Source organism: Lutibacter aestuarii, assembly GCF_042676885.1.
In the GTDB taxonomy this organism is placed as follows: domain Bacteria; phylum Bacteroidota; class Bacteroidia; order Flavobacteriales; family Flavobacteriaceae; genus Lutibacter; species Lutibacter aestuarii.
The window spans coordinates 433,022-448,565 of the sequence record NZ_JBHTIC010000005.1 but is presented as its reverse complement, the minus strand read 5'-3'; the positions used below and the strand labels follow the sequence as shown (position 1 = coordinate 448,565).

The window sequence follows — 15,544 nt, the reverse complement described above, 5'->3', positions numbered from 1 at the left end:
TTTAAATTACTTGAAATCCGTAAGCATAAGGATCCTCTTCAGAATCTATAACAATAGTGTTATAACCATATATTTTTGCCCAACCTTGTATGCTCGGAATGATTGCTTTTTGATTATTTAAAGTTGTTTCTTGTTCAATTTTTCCAATAAATTTTGAACCAATATAACTTTCGTGAATATATTTTTCACCTTTTTTTAATTTTCCTTTCGCAAATAATTGTGCCATACGAGCAGAAGTTCCTGTTCCGCAAGGAGAACGATCAATAGCTTTATCTCCATAAAAAACTGCATTTCTACCAGATGATGTTGGATCAATAACTTGTCCTGTCCATAATAAATGAGTTACATTTTTAATGGTTTCATCTTCAGGATGAATAAAAAAGTTAGGGTATTTTTTATTGATTTCTTTTCTTATAATTTGTGAATACTGAATTAATTTGCTAGCTGTAAAATTTTGTATTCCTGAAAAGTTAGTTTGAGGGTCAATAATTGCATAAAAATTTCCACCATAAGCAACATCAAAAATAAGTTTACCTAACTCAGGACATTCAACAGTTAAGTTTTCTGCTGCTAAATAACTTTTAACATTTGTAAGTTTTACCCAATTTACTTTTTTACCTGTTTGTTGGTATTCAATTTGAACTAAGCCAGCAGGTGTTTCCATCTTAATTTTCCCTGGAGTTTTAGGATTAACTAACCCTTCTTCAATAGCAATAGTTACCGTTCCTATTGTGCCATGACCGCACATAGGTAAACAACCAGAAGTTTCAATAAATAAAATAGCGACATCATTTTCTTTATGGTTTGGCGGATAAAGAATGCTACCGCTCATCATATCATGTCCTCGAGGTTCAAACATTAAGCCTGTTCTTATCCAATCAAACTCTTTTAAAAAGTGTTGGCGCTTTTCACTCATAGTAGTTCCAACTAAATTTGGACCCCCACCAGCAATAACTCGTACAGGATTGCCACAGGTATGGGCATCTATACAAAAAAAGGTTTTTTTACTCATTTTTCACTTTCTCAATATAGTTGTCAATTCTTTTTTCTAAAATGGATAGTGTAACGGTTCCTTGTTCTAAAATAATTTCATGAAATTGGCGGATATCAAATTTTGTCCCTAAAATTTCTTCAGCTTTTTGGCGAAGTTCTCTAATTTTTAACTCTCCAATTTTATACGATAGTGCTTGTCCAGGCCATGAAATATATCGATCAATTTCAGTATTCACCTCATGTAGTGAAAGTGCTGTATTCGATTTTAAATATTCTATAGCTTGTTTTTTGGTCCAATTTTTTGAATGTATGCCTGTGTCAACAACTAGCCTACAAGCTCTCCACATTTCATAAGTGTATTTTCCAAAGTTTTCATAAGGTGAGGTGTAGATACCCATGTCATTTCCTAAAAATTCCGAATACAATCCCCATCCTTCTCCATAAGCCGAGAGATATAAATTTCGTCTAAACTGAGGAATAGTTTTACTTAACTCGCTGTTTAAACTAATTTGTAAATGATGCCCTGGAACCGCTTCATGTAAAGTTAAAGAGGGTAAAATATATAATGGGCGACTTGCCAAATTATAGGTGTTTACCCAATAATAACCTGGTTGGGTTTCACTACTTGGAGGGCTGTATCTTCCTCCTGTATATTTAGGTGCAATTACTTCTGGGACTGGAGCAACTCCATAAGGTTTTCTAGGTAATGTTTTAAAAAATTTAGGTAATTGCGCATCTATTTTTTTTGCTATGTTTCTAGCTTCTTTTAATAAATTATCACCTGTTTTTGCATAAAATTGCTCATCAGTTCTTAGGAAATGTAAAAACTCTTCAAAAGAGCCGTTAAAGTTTACTTGACGAATAATGTTCTTCATTTCGGCTTTTATACGAGCAACTTCTTTTAAACCAATTTGATGAACTTCTTCAGCAGTAATAGTAGAAGTGGTATAATAATTTACTCTATTTTGATAGTAGGCTTTTCCATTTGGTTGATTAGAAACGCCTCCTTTTTCTCTGGTTTTTATAAAATATTCATTTTCAAAAAAATCTTTGATGAGTTTAAATTGAGGAATTACTTTGGTTTCAATTGTAATTTTAGCGGCCGATAATAAAGAATCTTTCTGTTCTTGTGAACTATTTGAAGCTAAATTTTTAAATGGCGAATAGTAAAAGCTATCTTTATAATTATCAACTATTTGACTGTTGTATGTTTCTTCAAAATTGTTAAAAATAATTTTTGGTTGCGAAATACCATTTTTTAACCCCTCTTTCATTAAAGCAATATGTTGATTGACAAAGTTTGGCAAAGCATTAAGCTTATTTAAATAGTTTACAAATTGTTGATGTGTTGAAAAATCTCTAACATGATAAGGTAAACTTGTATGAAAGCCACTATCTGATAGTAAAGGGTTTAAATATGCTTCAAAATCATAAAAATCAATTTTATCTTGTAGGATAAATTTTAATAATTCTACTGAAATTTGTTCTGATTCTGTTAGCTCATTTAACTTTATGGAATTGAGCTGTTGAAGTTGCTCGTTTGCAAAATCAGCCTCAGATTTGTAAAATTCTTTGGTATATAAACCTAAGGGATATTCAGCTTTATCGTAACCTATATGTTCTTCATAAGTTTTTATGAGTGCTTTTAGTTTGGTTGAAGAGGAATTATCAGTTTCATTACCCAAATTACAGGAAATAAACATGACCATTAGTAGTACAAGTTTGGCTATATATTTCATAACTATTAAATTTTAGAACTTGTTAGTTTTCCATCCACCAAACGAGTAATGCCTAATGGGTTTTCATTTTTTAATTCATTTGGAAGTAACTCATTTGGCCAGTTTTGAAAGCTAAATGGGCGAACCCAACGTTTAATGGAATTAATGCCAACTGCAGTAAACCTACTGTCTGTTGAAGCAGGGTAAGGACCTCCGTGAACCATAGAAGGACAAACTTCAACTCCCGTAGGAACGCCATTAAAAATAATACGACCAACCCTATTTTGAAGAGCGTTAACAATATTTTGATGTTTAGGTAATTCTTCAGTTTCGGCTAAAATTGTACCTGTTAACTGTCCTTCTAATTTTAAAATAATTTCTTCTAACTGTGCTATATTCTCACATTGTACTACCATTGAAAATGGACCAAAAACTTCTTGATGTAAATTAATATTTGTTAAAAAGGTGCTCCCTTCAACAGTGGTAATTGCTTGACGCCCATAATTGGTTGAAACTTCTTTTGATAAATTTGCAACTGTTTGTAACCCTTTTTGAATGAGCATTTTAGCTTTGTTATTTTCGTAATTACCAATAATGTTTGGATGCAACATACAAGAGGGTTCAATTTTTACAATTTCTTCAGATAAAGCTTGAATGAAATTAGTTAAATCAGTGTTTTTTATTCCTAAAATTAACCCTGGGTTTGTACAAAATTGACCTGAACCTAAAGTAATGGAATTTGCATAAGTCTGTGCCCAATTTTTTCCTTTGTTTTTTACTGCTTTTGGTAATAAAACTACGGGATTTATACTTCCCATTTCAGCAAATACAGGGATAGGTTCTGGTCGTTGGGCTGCCATGTTGTATAAAGCTCTACCACCTTTAATACTGCCAGTAAATCCTACAGCTTTAACTTGTGGATGTTTAACAAGGCTTACACCTACATCAATACCACTACTATTTAAGTTTGAAAAAATGCCATTTGGCATTCCAGTTTTTTCAGCAGCTTGTATAATTGCAGAAGCAACCAATTCTCCAGTCCCTGCATGCATAGGATGAGATTTTACAATTACAGGACAGCCAGCAGCTAAGGCAGCAGCAGTATCTCCACCAGCAGTTGAGTAAGCTAAAGGAAAATTACTAGCACCAAAAACTACAACAGGTCCTAAAGCGACTAGCATTTTACGGAGATCTACTTTTGGTATTGGAGTACGTTTAGGATTGGCGGTATCTATAGATGCTTCAACCCAAGAGCCTTCTTTAACTAAATTTGCAAAACTTCGTAATTGAAAAACTGTTCTACCTCTTTCGCCCATAGCTCTTCCTTCTGGTAAACCTGTTTCATTACAGTATGTTGTAATTAATTCATCGCCTAAAGCTTCAATTTCATTTGCAATTTCGTTTAAAAATAGCGATTTTTTTTCGCCAGAAATTGTTTTAAAAGTTTTAAAGGCTTCAGTAGCCAAATTAATAGCTTTTTCAATTTCTATATTAGAAGCTTCAGTAAAAACAATTTCATTTTCAGCATTTATTTGAGGATTGAACGTTTTAAAAGTTACTTTTCCTAATGATGATAGTACGTTTCCTATATAATTTTTACCTGTAATCATACTTGCAGTTTTATGTTTTAATCTTGATGTTTTTAACTAGCGATGCTTTTAAATTCTAATTGAAAAAACTTTAATAAATAAAGAGGTTAATTTTTTTAATTTAATAACTTGGTAATGTTGGTCTAGTTTTTATGCTGTTATTAATAATTTTTAAAACTTGGTCTTTTTCTTCACCAATTAAGGGTAGGCGTGGTTCACGAACGTACTCTGTGCCTATTCCTGTTGCTACTTCTGCTAGCTTAATATTTTGTACTAATTTAGTGTTAATATCTAACTCTAACAATGGTAAAAACCAACGGTATATATTAATTGCTTCTTTTGTTCTACCAGCTGTAGCTAGCTTATAAATTGCAACTGTTTCATTTGGAAAGGCACAAACCAGTCCTGCTACCCATCCATCAGCACCCATAACTATACTTTCTAATGCTAAGGTATCCACACCACATAAAATAGCAAAACGATTTCCAAAACGATTACGCATTCTTGTAATGTTTGAAATATCTCTTGTAGACTCTTTTACCGCTTGAATATTTTTACACTTTGCTAGTTCTGCAAACATATCTAAAGTAACTTCTATACCATAATCTACAGGATTGTTATAAATCATAATTGGTAAAGTAGTACTATTGGCAATTTTTTTAAAATAAGTGGTAGTTTCCCTAGTATCTGCTTTGTATCGCATTGGAGGTAAAACCATGAATCCGTTGGCTCCATATTTTTCAGCTTTTTGAACAGCTTCAATAGCTTTTTTTGTGGATTGTTCTGCGATGTTAATTATAACAGGAATTTTTCCATCAACAATTTCTATAGTTTTTTTAATTAAAACGATTTTTTCATCATCGGTTAAGGTACTGGCTTCTCCTAAAGTACCTCCAAGTATAATTCCATTAACTCCAGCTTCAATTTGAGCTTTAATATTGACTTCAAAATTAACTAAATCTAATGTATCGTTTGAAGTAAATTTTGTAGTTACAGCAGGCATAACACCCTTCCATTGTATTGTCATAGTTAGTAGTTTTTTACAAATTTAGAATAACAGTTAAACCAAAGTAATCTGATTTTTATCGAATAATAGTATTATTTTAACTTATTTTACTATTTTTGAATAAAAATAGAATAATATTAGCTTATTTATTGAATAATAATGAAAGTTCTACCTTTTACAATACCAAAACCTGAAAATGTTACTTTATATACCGAACGTTATAAAGGGGAAACTTTTTATGAAAAGTTACATCAACATAAAGAAATACAAATAAGCTTGGTAATAGAGGGAGAAGGAACTTATATTATTGGAGATTGTGTGGGCGATTATAAAGTGAATGATATTTTTGTAATAGGTGAAAACTTACCGCACGTTTTTAAAAGAGATGAATCTTGCGAAGGGAGTTGTGAAATGATTTCAATCTTTTTTTCAAAAAACTCTTATGGAGAAGGGTTTTTTAAATTGCCTGAATTTGAACATTTTCAACCATTTTTTAACGATGCAGTACTTGGTTTTGAAGTACTGTCCAATAAAAGTGAAATTGCTAAACTTTTAACTAGAATTAGAAAAATTTCTAAGTATGAACAATTTACATCATTTATTGAAATATTAAATTTAATAGCTAAAGCTGAAACACATACGTTGTCATCCTTAATTAACTTAAAAAAATATGGAGGGAATGAAGGTAAAAGAATGAGTGATATTTTTCAATACACCATGGATAACTTTCAAAAAGAAATTACATTAAATGATGTGGCAGATATTGCTAATATGACTCCAAATGCATTTTGTAGGTATTTTAAACAGCGTACCACCAAAACTTTTGTGAATTTTTTAATTGATATTAGAATTGGAAATGCGTGTAAGCTTTTGGCTAGTAATAATGATTTTAGTATTACCGAAATTTCTTACAAATCGGGTTTTAATAATTTAGCGAATTTTAACAGAAAATTTAAGGCAATTAAAGGAATTACACCTTCAGAATACAGAAAAAAACATTAAATAAACCCAAGCTCTTTTTGAAGTTTTTTAGTAAGACTTTTTACTACTAAATTATACGAATGATCGATCAATTCTATAATTAATTTATTAGGAACGCTGCCTTCAATAGTAATGGTATTCCAATGTTTTTTATTCATATGGTATCCTTCAATAATGTCTACATATTGGGCTCTAAGTTCTATGGCTTTTTCTGGATCACATTTTAAATTTACCGTGGAAGGATGATGCTCTAAACCAGCTAAAGCAAACATTTTATTGGCAACTTTAAAAACCAAGGTTTGTTGATCAAAAGGAAAGCTTTCAGTTACATGTTTTTTAGCTAAACAACACTCTCTAAATTCTTCAATATTCATAGTTAGTTTAATTTATTTGTTTCAGAATTTGGTAAAACCAATTGAGAATAATTTAGTTTCCAACCAGATGTTTCAAGTAATTTTTCAATCATTAAAATGGTGTCTAAGGCTTCTTTTTTGGCAGAGTTTAATAAACCGCTTTCTGGAATTTTTTCAATAATAAACTTTTTTGATTCTTTATTGAGTTCGGTTAAATCAGTTGCATTAAATTTATTAAAAAAGCCATCAACTTTGTCATAATATTTCACTTCAGTTTCAACGGTTAAAACCTTTGGTTCTGGGAAATGAGTTAATATAATTTCTTTTTTATCCTTATTTGATTCTAATTGAATTTGTGATAAATCAAAACCAACATGTACTTTTGCGTTAATTAGTAAAATAGCTTTCTTTTTGCTCGAAATAATATTTAAGAAACGGTTTTTTGTGTTTTCATAATGATAAATTTCAGCAAAGTCTCCTTCAACTGAAATTAGCTTACACACACTTTTAATTTTTTCAATTAAAACAACAGATTGTTTTTCAGTTTTTTCGTAATCTTTCTTTTTGTAAAAAAATGAAAAGCCAAAATAGCTAAGAAATATACCAAATAAAGTTCCTAAAAGTAATTCCATAATTTTTTGAAGTTATTCAAAGATAAGAAACTTCATTAAACAATAAACAAATCACTTGCAATACCATCGGCTAAAAATTTTCCTTTAGCTGTTGTTGTTAAAATAGTTGTGTGTTGCTTGTTTTGTTGAATTTCTAAAAGTCCTTTTTTAATAAAGGGCACTGATTTTTTAGTTATAAATGCCAAATAGAAATTCCCAAACTCTTTTTCAATTAATTCAAAAGAAATTCCCCAAATGGTTCTTAAGCCTGTCATAATATACTCATTAAATCGGTTTTCAATAGTAAGTGTTTCTTTTTCTAAAGGTAAAATGTTTTCTGAAAGAGATTTGATATATTTTGCATTGTTTGAAATATTCCAAGCGCGTTCAAGTTTGTTAAACGAATGTGCAGAAGGACCAATTCCAATATATTTTTTACCTAACCAATAAGAAGTATTGTGTTTAGAGAAATAATTTTTTTTACCAAAATTTGAAATTTCATATTGAATAAGACCTTGTTTTTTGGTTTCTTCTACCAGTAGGTTAAAATGTTCTAAAGCCAAATTTTCATTAATTGGAGAAATTTTACCTTTTTTAATAAAAGTATGTAGTGCTGTTTTTTCTTCAACGGTAAGCGCATAACTTGAAATATGAGGAACATTATACTTAAAAGCAATATTTAAATTTTGTTTCCATTTTTCAATGCTCATGTTAGGCACTCCGTAAATTAAATCAATGGTTAAATTATCAAAATATTGAGTAACTTCTTTTAAGCATTTTTTGGATTCTTCAGCAGTATGCGCTCTATTCATAAACTTTAAATCGTCTTCAAAAAAAGATTGAATTCCAATACTTAATCGGTTAATAGGAGAGTTGGCAAGTTCTTTAATTTTTTTAGAAGTTAAATCATCAGGATTTGCTTCAAGGGTAATTTCAGGATTGTTAATTACCTTGTAGTTTTTATAAATAGCTGATATTAAAGCTTCTATTTCTTTAATTGTTAAAAGTGATGGAGTGCCTCCGCCAAAATAAATGGTTTCTATTTCATCATTTTCAAGTTCATTTTTTCTTAAAATTAATTCTTTTATTAAAGAAGCCATCATTTCTTCTTTTCTTTTTAAAGAAGTAGAAAAATGAAAATCGCAGTAGTAACACGCTTGTTTACAGAATGGTATGTGTAAATAAATTCCAGACAAAAGAGGTGTGGTTTTTAGTTGTTAAATGTACGTTTTTAAAAAAATATATAAAAGGTGATTTTTGTTACCTAAATTGTGAAAACTGAATTGTATTTTTGATTAAAACCCATAGTTATGTATGTACATATAGTTTCATTTAAAGTAAAAGATGGAGAAGGGATTTCTTTTGTTGAATTACAAAAATTTGAAGAATTAACCGAAGCAAAACCTGCAGGTCTAGATCATTTTCATATTTTTAAAGATAGAAATGAAGAAAATAGGTTTTTTTTGGTAGAATATTGGAATTCAAAAAAAGACAAAGAAAAAATAGAGATGTCAAAAGAATATCAACTTTTTAGAGAGCATCGAAAATTAGTAATTGATAAACGCTACGAAACTTTTGAATGTGATGTTGTAGTTTAATTATTTTTTACTCTATTTCCATTTTGTTTTACAAAAGCAGTCCAACCTGTATAGCTTTTACCAGCAGTTATTTTCCCACTGTTGTAAAAGTGACAAACAGCTGCTGCTAAACCATCTGTTGCGTCTAAATTTTTAGGTAAACTTTTTAATTTTAATAAACTCTGTAGCATTTTGGCTACTTGTTCTTTACTAGCATTTCCATTACCTGTTATTGCCATTTTTATTTTTTTTGGAGAATACTCTGTTATTGGTATTTCTCTTGATAAACCTGCAGCCATAGCAACACCTTGAGCACGTCCTAGTTTTAACATGGACTGAACATTTTTACCAAAAAATGGAGCTTCAATAGCAATTTCATCTGGGTGATAAGTTTCAATCAAATGTATGGTGCGTTCAAAAATTAATTTCAGTTTTACGTAATGATCATCGTATTTTTTAAGCATTAATTCATCTAATTGAATTAATTCCATTTTTTTATGAACTACTTTAATCAATCCAAACCCCATAATAGTGGTTCCTGGATCAATTCCTAATATGATTTTTTCTGAACTCAATTATTTGTTTATTTGTAAAATCAAATGTACAACATCTTGCATAAATATAAACGGACTCTTTTTTTTATTGTAAAACTAATCATAGTATTTGGTGCATTTTACTTTATATATCAAAAGTTGATGAATAATGGACTTTTGACTATTGGTGAATTGAAGTTACAAGTTTCAGTTTTGTGGACTCACAGTGCTTGGATGTTTCTTTTATTGCTTTTGTTGACAGATTTAAATTGGCTGTTTGAAATAATAAAATGGCAAAATTTGGCTTCTGTAGAAAAAAAAATCACATTTTTTGAAGCTTATGAGCAATGTTTTGCGTCCTTAACTGCATCAATGATAACACCTAATAGAATTGGTGAATATGGAGCTAAAGCTCTTTTTTATAAAGGTCCAAATAGAAAAAATATCATGGGATTAAATTTGTTAGGAAATTTGAGTCAGTTGGTTGCAACCTCTTTTTTCGGTGTTGTTGGACTGGTATTTTTTTTAACCAATTTCAAGGTTCAAACTCCAAAAATAACAATTCAATATAGCTTAATTTTAATAATTATAATTGTTTTAGTCATTCTTTTTATAAGAAACGATAATTTTAAGAAAGCAAAACTATTTTTAAGGCAAATTTCAAAAAAAACATACTTTTTAACACTGGTGTTAGCTGTTTTTAGGTACTTAGTTTTTACACATCAATTTTATTTTTTAATAATTTTATTTGAGTTGAATGTTGATTATTTTACCGCTATGTATTTAATTTTTAGTACTTATTTTATTGCCTCAGTTTTACCAAGTTTAACAATTTTTGATTGGGTGATAAAAGGTTCAGTAGCAATTTTTGTTTTTGGTTTTGTTGAAGTAAATGAGCTTACAATTGTAACCATTACAACTTTTATGTATTTGCTAAATTTTGTAATCCCTGCAATTATAGGTAGTATTTTTGTTTTTAATTATAAACCCATATCTAACAAATGATTTATATTATTGGCATTATTTCTTTTAGTTATTTTTTATTGATAGCTTCATTTATCATTGGGTTTGATAAAATTAAGAATGTTAGTAATAAAGATTTATCTCCCAAAAATAACTTTTCAATTTTAGTTCCTTTTAGAAATGAAGCTGACAATCTCTCTAACTTATTACAATCAATTTTAAATATAAAGTACCCAAAAAATAAGTTTGAAATAATTTTAATTAATGATGATTCTTCAGATGATTCTGAATTGATAGTGTTCAATTTTATAAAACAGCATCCGCTTATAGATAGCACTTTAATTAATAATGAAAGAAACTCAAATTCACCTAAAAAAGATGCGATAAATACAGCCATAAAAATTGCAAAATTTGAATGGATTGTAACTACAGATGCCGATTGTAAAGTTCCAACATTATGGTTGCAATTATTTAATCAAACTATTGAAAAAAACAAATGTCTGTTTATTGCAGCTCCTGTAAAATTTAAAAATGGTAAAGGTTTGTTATACCATTTTCAAAACTTAAATTTTTTAAGTTTGATAGGTAGTACTTTAGGAAGTTTTGGAATTAACAAACCCATAATGTGTAATGGTGCTAATTTATGCTATAATAAAGAAATGTTTATAAAATTAAATGGTTTTAAAGGAAATGAAATGGTAGCCAGTGGCGATGATGTTTTTTTAATGGAGAGAATTTTACAAACTTACCCCAAAAAAATAAGCTATTTAAAATCGCTTGATGCTACAGTTGAAACTTTGTCAGAGCAAAAAGAACAATTATTCTATAATCAGCAATTGCGTTGGGCAGCCAAAACAACAGCGTATAAAAACCAATTTTCCAAAATAGTTGGTTTAGTAGTTTTTTTTAATAATTTATTATTAATATTTTTAGGGATTTTAGCAATATTTTATCCAATTTATGGATGCTTTTTTTTAACACTTTTTCTTTTAAAATTAGTTTTAGATAGCATTTTAATTCTTAAAACGTCATTTTTTTTAAAAAGTACAGAATCTCTTATATATTATCCGTTAATAAGTGTTTTTCACCCTTTCTTTATTATTTTAATAGCTTTAATGTCATTGTTTAAAACAACATATAAGTGGAAAGAAAGACGGTTTGAAAAATAGTTTATTTGGCTTCAAATAAATTAGTAATTATACTTTCGGCATTAAACCATAAATAAAGTATAATAATTAATAATACTACCAACAGCATCCCTCTTTTATAATTTGGTTTTTTGCGTTTTTTAAATCGTTGACCTTCCATAGTATGTGCATTTAATAACTACTTTTTTATTGCTCGTAACATTTCTCTTTTTCCTGGAGGACCAGGTAGTTTTTCAACTAAAAAACCTACAGTTTGTAAAGCCCTTCTTACACTTCCTTTAGCACTGTAAGTTACTAAAACTCCATTAGGTTTTAAAGCATTGTACATTTTTTTAAAAATTTCTTCTGTCCATAATTCAGGTTGTACTCTTGCTCCAAAAGCATCAAAATAAATTAAATTAAAAATGTTTTTATCATTTATTTCATTAAAAAGCTGCTTTCTTTTGATTAAAGAAAATGATTTAGAGATGCGATGTTTTTCTTCCCATTTTTGCTGGTGTATTTGTTTAAAAATGCTATTAAATGTTATGGCATTTAATTGTGAAACATAATTTAATTTTTCAATTTCATCAAGAGCAACAGGGTAAGCTTCTATACCAACGTAATCTATTACCAAACCTGTTTTAGGTGCTTCTAAAAAAGTAATAAAACTGTTTAAACCAGTTCCAAAACCAATTTCTAAAATAGAAATGTGTTGTTTGGAAAATAATGACAACCCATTTTTTATAAATACGTGTTTAGCTTCTTGGATTGCTCCATGTTTTGAGTGGTATTGCTCATCCCAATCAGGCAAGTGAATGGTAGAAGATCCATCAGAGGTTATAATTATTTCTCTTTTCAATATTTAGTTAATAAGTAATTTTTTGATTCTAGGAATGGGACCTGTACACGTTGTTTTATGACACGCAATGCAAGAATTTACCATGAGGTTAAATTGTTCTTTAACGTTTTCTTGTGAAGCGGTAAAAATAGCTTGCTGATTTTTAATAAATGTTTTTGAAAAAACTTCAAAACTTTCAGTTCTATCTTTAGGGTTTGTTAAAACAGCAGAGTGAATATCTAAAAATTTAATCGAAAAATCGCCAATAGCTTCTTTGTTAACAATCTTTTGTTTAAGAGTCTCATTGGTTTTATACATTTCTTCCATCAGTAAAGCCATTTCAGAAAATTCATACATTACCAATTCCTCATTCGGATTTTTTAATTCTTTAGCTTTATTTGAGTTACAAGCCAAAAACAGTCCAAAACTTATAAATAAAATAATAACTTTTTTCATTATTCTTTCATTAACACACCGTTAGCCTCAAAAGATAAAGTGTATTTAGGTTCCGTAATTTTTGAAATTTCTTCTTTAGATTTACCAGCATCTTCAGCAAAATGGCGTAATTCTTCAACGGTGGTAGTAGTTACAAAAGCTTTTCCGTTAACAATTACTTCTCTTCCATCTGAATTAAGAGGCATGAAAAAGCCATAATCTTTAAATTTCACAAATGATTCTTGATTATTTCCTAAATCTAAATTCATCCAACAACCTTTGCTTTTACAAACAGAATTGATTTTAGAACTAAATTTTACATGGATAGTATCTCCTTCTTTTAGCCCTTTATAGTTGGTTGCCATTTGCTCTTTCGATATCACATTACTATCATTAATTGTATCTCCAAAAGAAAGGTAGGTAATCTGTTGTTTTTCAATATTTTTATTGTTTTCATTTTTACATGAAGCTAAAAAAAATAAAGCCAAAACTACTAATATGGTATTTTTTCTCATTTCAATTTATTTAAATTCAACATTTTAGGCAAATATATTAAAAATAAGCAATTAACTTAAGTGAGGTTTGAAATTATTAATTAAAAAAAATAAGTAATTTTGTTTAAATTAAATTTAGACGCGTTATGGCTTTACATATAGAAAAAATTGAAAAATCAAAAATTTCAGAAGTTGATTTTAACAACTTAAAATTTGGTCAGGTTTTTACAGACCATATGTTTGAATGTGATTATGAAAATGGTGAATGGCAAACTCCAAAAATTAGACCTTATCAAGCACTTTCTTTTGATCCTTCTGCTAAAGTATTTCATTACGGACAAGCTGTTTTTGAAGGAATGAAAGCTTATAAAGATGATAATGATGATGTTTGGTTATTTAGACCAGACCAAAACCAAGAACGAATTAATAAGTCTGCAGAGCGTTTAGATATGCCTCCTTTTCCAAAAGATTACTTTTTTGAAGGATTAACAACATTAATAAAAATGGATAGTGATTGGGTTCAAAAAGGAGCTGACAACTCATTGTACATTAGACCTTTTGTTATTTCAACTGAGAATTGTGTATCTGCATCCTCATCCAACAAATATAAATTTATGATTATTTGTTCACCAGTACAAGCATATTATGCAGGTGAAGTAAGAGTTGTTTTTGCAGATAAATATAGTAGAGCGGCTAATGGTGGAGTTGGTTATGCAAAAGCTGCTGGTAATTATGCAGCATCATTTTATCCTGCAAAATTAGCAGCGAAAGAAGGATATCAACAAGTGTTATGGACCGATGCAGCAAATCATGAATTTTTGGAAGAAGCTGGTACTATGAATGTGTTTTTTAGAGTTAATGATACCTTATTAACAGCTCCAACAAGTGATAGAATTTTAGATGGAGTAACACGTAAAAGTATCATTCAATTTGCTGAAGATAAAGGAATAAAAGTAGAAGTAAGACCAGTTAGAGTTACTGAAATTATTGAAGCTGCTAAAAAAGGTGAATTAAAAGAAATGTTTGGTGCTGGAACCGCAGCGGTAATTAGCCCTATTTTAGGATTTGCTCACAAAGGTGAAAAATTTGAACTCCCTAAGATTGACGATAGCTACGCTTCTTTTATTAAAAAAAGTATTACAGATATTCAACGAAATAAAGCTGAAGATAAATTTGGTTGGAGATTTCAAGTGAAATAAATCAAATCATTTTTAGAAATCTTGTCTAAAATTATAAGTTTTTATACATTGCATACGCTTAAACAATCGGATTTTTATCCGATTGTTTGGCATATTTATTGGTTTTAATTTAGTAAAATACCATTTATGACTACCTTAGAAGAAGCTAAAAATAAGTTACAAGAAAAAGGGTTTTTAGATGTAGAAACCCCAAAAGATATTAATTATGTTGAAGAAATTAATAGACTTAGAAAGGAAAAGAATGCAGTAATTTTAGCTCATTATTATCAAGAAGATGCCATACAGGATATTGCAGATTTTGTTGGAGATAGTTTAGCATTGGCTCAAAAGGCAGCGACTACAAATGCAGATGTTATAGTTTTTGCAGGGGTTCATTTTATGGCTGAAACAGCTAAAATCTTGAACCCGACCAAAAAAGTATTATTACCAGATTTAAAAGCTGGTTGCTCTTTAGCAGATTCTTGTCCTCCAGCTGACTTTGAAGCTTTTAAAAAACAACACCCAAATCATTTAGTTGTTTCGTATGTGAATACTTCAGCTGAAATTAAAGCTTTAACAGATATTGTTTGTACATCGTCAAATGCAGAGAAAATTATAAATTCGATACCTAAAGAACAACCAATTATTTTTGCACCCGATAGAAATTTAGGAGCTTGGTTAATTAAAAAAACAGGTAGAGATATGTTGCTTTGGGATGGAGCTTGTATGGTTCATGAAGCATTTTCAATTGATAAAATTTTAAATTTATATGCTGAAAATCCAGGAGCTGAAATTATAGCACATCCAGAGTCTGAAGCTCATTTACTAAAAGTAGCCAAATATGTTGGCTCAACTTCTGGATTATTAAATTATGTAAAAACTAGTAAAGCTAAAACTTTTATTGTGGCAACTGAGGTTGGTATTTTACATAAAATGCGTCAAGAATCACCAGATAAAATTTTAATTCCTGCACCTGTAGAAGACGATAGCTGTAATTGTAGTGAGTGTTTTTATATGAAGATGAATACGATGAAAAAATTATATTTGTGCTTAAAACACGAACTACCTAATGTTGATGTTGACCCAGAGCTAAGTAAAAAGGCACTAGTCTCAATTGAACGCATGTTGGAGCTTTCCAAATAACC

General features: G+C 29.5%; 18 protein-coding genes. 6 read left to right on the top strand and 12 right to left on the bottom strand.

Annotated features, from left to right (window positions below; genetic code table 11):
- Position 1 precedes the first annotated feature (1 nt).
- From ACFQZW_RS04545 to ACFQZW_RS04530, 4 genes are all read right to left on the bottom strand, one after another.
- The gene (locus tag ACFQZW_RS04545; RefSeq protein ID WP_386781568.1) at positions 2-1,012 is read right to left on the bottom strand and encodes a 4-hydroxyproline epimerase; all 1,011 of its coding nucleotides are present in this window, start codon (positions 1,010-1,012) and stop codon (positions 2-4) included.
- Entirely contained in the window at positions 1,005-2,732 is a 1,728-nt protein-coding gene (locus ACFQZW_RS04540) for a DUF885 domain-containing protein (RefSeq protein WP_386781567.1), read from the bottom strand. Before ACFQZW_RS04540 ends, ACFQZW_RS04545 begins: the two co-directional genes overlap by 8 nt.
- Before the next feature lie 5 nt (positions 2,733-2,737).
- The gene (locus tag ACFQZW_RS04535) at positions 2,738-4,321 is read right to left on the bottom strand and encodes an aldehyde dehydrogenase (NADP(+)) (protein ID WP_386781566.1); all 1,584 of its coding nucleotides are present in this window, start codon (positions 4,319-4,321) and stop codon (positions 2,738-2,740) included.
- 100 nt (positions 4,322-4,421) lie between these two features.
- Entirely contained in the window at positions 4,422-5,327 is a 906-nt protein-coding gene (locus ACFQZW_RS04530) for a dihydrodipicolinate synthase family protein (RefSeq protein ID WP_298265200.1), read from the bottom strand.
- A 138-nt stretch (positions 5,328-5,465) separates the two neighbouring features.
- Here ACFQZW_RS04530 and ACFQZW_RS04525 point away from each other — a divergent pair, with 138 nt between their 5' ends.
- Positions 5,466-6,308: an AraC family transcriptional regulator gene (locus ACFQZW_RS04525; RefSeq protein ID WP_298265198.1), complete on the top strand. Its 843-nt coding sequence runs from the start codon at positions 5,466-5,468 to the stop codon at positions 6,306-6,308.
- On the opposite strand, the gene ACFQZW_RS04520 is transcribed toward ACFQZW_RS04525, so the two are convergent.
- Genes ACFQZW_RS04520 through hemW form a run of 3 tightly spaced genes read right to left on the bottom strand, consistent with a single transcriptional unit; the run spans position 6,305 to position 8,447 of the window.
- Positions 6,305-6,661 (bottom strand): MmcQ/YjbR family DNA-binding protein, encoded by a 357-nt coding sequence (locus tag ACFQZW_RS04520; RefSeq protein ID WP_298265195.1) that lies wholly within the window; start codon positions 6,659-6,661, stop codon positions 6,305-6,307. The two genes, ACFQZW_RS04525 and ACFQZW_RS04520, sit on opposite strands and share 4 nt — an antisense overlap.
- A 2-nt stretch (positions 6,662-6,663) precedes the next feature.
- A complete protein-coding gene (locus tag ACFQZW_RS04515; RefSeq protein WP_298265193.1) occupies positions 6,664-7,272 on the bottom strand; it encodes a DUF4230 domain-containing protein in 609 nt (202 codons plus the stop codon).
- Positions 7,273-7,307: 35 nt separating this feature from the next.
- On the bottom strand, positions 7,308-8,447 hold the full coding sequence (gene hemW / locus ACFQZW_RS04510) for a radical SAM family heme chaperone HemW (RefSeq protein ID WP_386781565.1): 1,140 nt from the start codon (positions 8,445-8,447) through the stop codon (positions 7,308-7,310).
- Between the two features lie 114 nt (positions 8,448-8,561).
- Here hemW and ACFQZW_RS04505 point away from each other — a divergent pair, with 114 nt between their 5' ends.
- Entirely contained in the window at positions 8,562-8,849 is a 288-nt protein-coding gene (locus tag ACFQZW_RS04505; protein WP_298265189.1) for an antibiotic biosynthesis monooxygenase, read from the top strand.
- Here ACFQZW_RS04505 and ruvC read toward each other — a convergent pair.
- Entirely contained in the window at positions 8,846-9,403 is a 558-nt protein-coding gene (ruvC, locus tag ACFQZW_RS04500; RefSeq protein ID WP_298265187.1) for a crossover junction endodeoxyribonuclease RuvC, read from the bottom strand. The two genes, ACFQZW_RS04505 and ruvC, sit on opposite strands and share 4 nt — an antisense overlap.
- A gap of 120 nt (positions 9,404-9,523) precedes the next feature.
- Here ruvC and ACFQZW_RS04495 point away from each other — a divergent pair, with 120 nt between their 5' ends.
- Together ACFQZW_RS04495 and ACFQZW_RS04490 are read left to right on the top strand one after the other, a co-directional pair.
- Positions 9,524-10,366 carry a hypothetical protein gene (locus ACFQZW_RS04495; protein ID WP_386781564.1) on the top strand — a complete coding sequence of 281 codons (843 nt, stop codon included), beginning with the start codon at positions 9,524-9,526 and terminating at the stop codon, positions 10,364-10,366.
- On the top strand, positions 10,363-11,493 hold the full coding sequence (locus ACFQZW_RS04490; protein WP_298286053.1) for a glycosyltransferase: 1,131 nt from the start codon (positions 10,363-10,365) through the stop codon (positions 11,491-11,493). Before ACFQZW_RS04495 ends, ACFQZW_RS04490 begins: the two co-directional genes overlap by 4 nt.
- Before the next feature lies 1 nt (position 11,494).
- Here ACFQZW_RS04490 and ACFQZW_RS04485 read toward each other — a convergent pair whose 3' ends face one another.
- From ACFQZW_RS04485 to ACFQZW_RS04470, 4 genes are read right to left on the bottom strand one after another with little or no spacing between them, the layout of a single operon-like run.
- Positions 11,495-11,632, bottom strand: a complete 138-nt coding sequence (locus ACFQZW_RS04485; RefSeq protein ID WP_298265181.1) for a hypothetical protein — start codon at positions 11,630-11,632, stop codon at positions 11,495-11,497.
- Positions 11,633-11,650: 18 nt separating this feature from the next.
- Positions 11,651-12,313: a tRNA (5-methylaminomethyl-2-thiouridine)(34)-methyltransferase MnmD gene (gene mnmD, locus ACFQZW_RS04480; protein ID WP_298265179.1), complete on the bottom strand. Its 663-nt coding sequence runs from the start codon at positions 12,311-12,313 to the stop codon at positions 11,651-11,653.
- A gap of 3 nt (positions 12,314-12,316) precedes the next feature.
- Positions 12,317-12,748: a hypothetical protein gene (locus ACFQZW_RS04475; RefSeq protein WP_298265177.1), complete on the bottom strand. Its 432-nt coding sequence runs from the start codon at positions 12,746-12,748 to the stop codon at positions 12,317-12,319.
- The gene (locus ACFQZW_RS04470; protein WP_298265175.1) at positions 12,748-13,242 is read right to left on the bottom strand and encodes a DUF4920 domain-containing protein; all 495 of its coding nucleotides are present in this window, start codon (positions 13,240-13,242) and stop codon (positions 12,748-12,750) included. The genes ACFQZW_RS04475 and ACFQZW_RS04470 overlap by 1 nt, the downstream gene beginning before the upstream one ends.
- Before the next feature lie 125 nt (positions 13,243-13,367).
- Here ACFQZW_RS04470 and ACFQZW_RS04465 point away from each other — a divergent pair, with 125 nt between their 5' ends.
- The gene (locus ACFQZW_RS04465) at positions 13,368-14,420 is read left to right on the top strand and encodes a branched-chain amino acid aminotransferase (RefSeq protein ID WP_298265172.1); all 1,053 of its coding nucleotides are present in this window, start codon (positions 13,368-13,370) and stop codon (positions 14,418-14,420) included.
- A gap of 126 nt (positions 14,421-14,546) precedes the next feature.
- Positions 14,547-15,542 carry a quinolinate synthase NadA gene (nadA, locus tag ACFQZW_RS04460; protein ID WP_386781563.1) on the top strand — a complete coding sequence of 332 codons (996 nt, stop codon included), beginning with the start codon at positions 14,547-14,549 and terminating at the stop codon, positions 15,540-15,542.
- Positions 15,543-15,544: the final 2 nt, after the last annotated feature.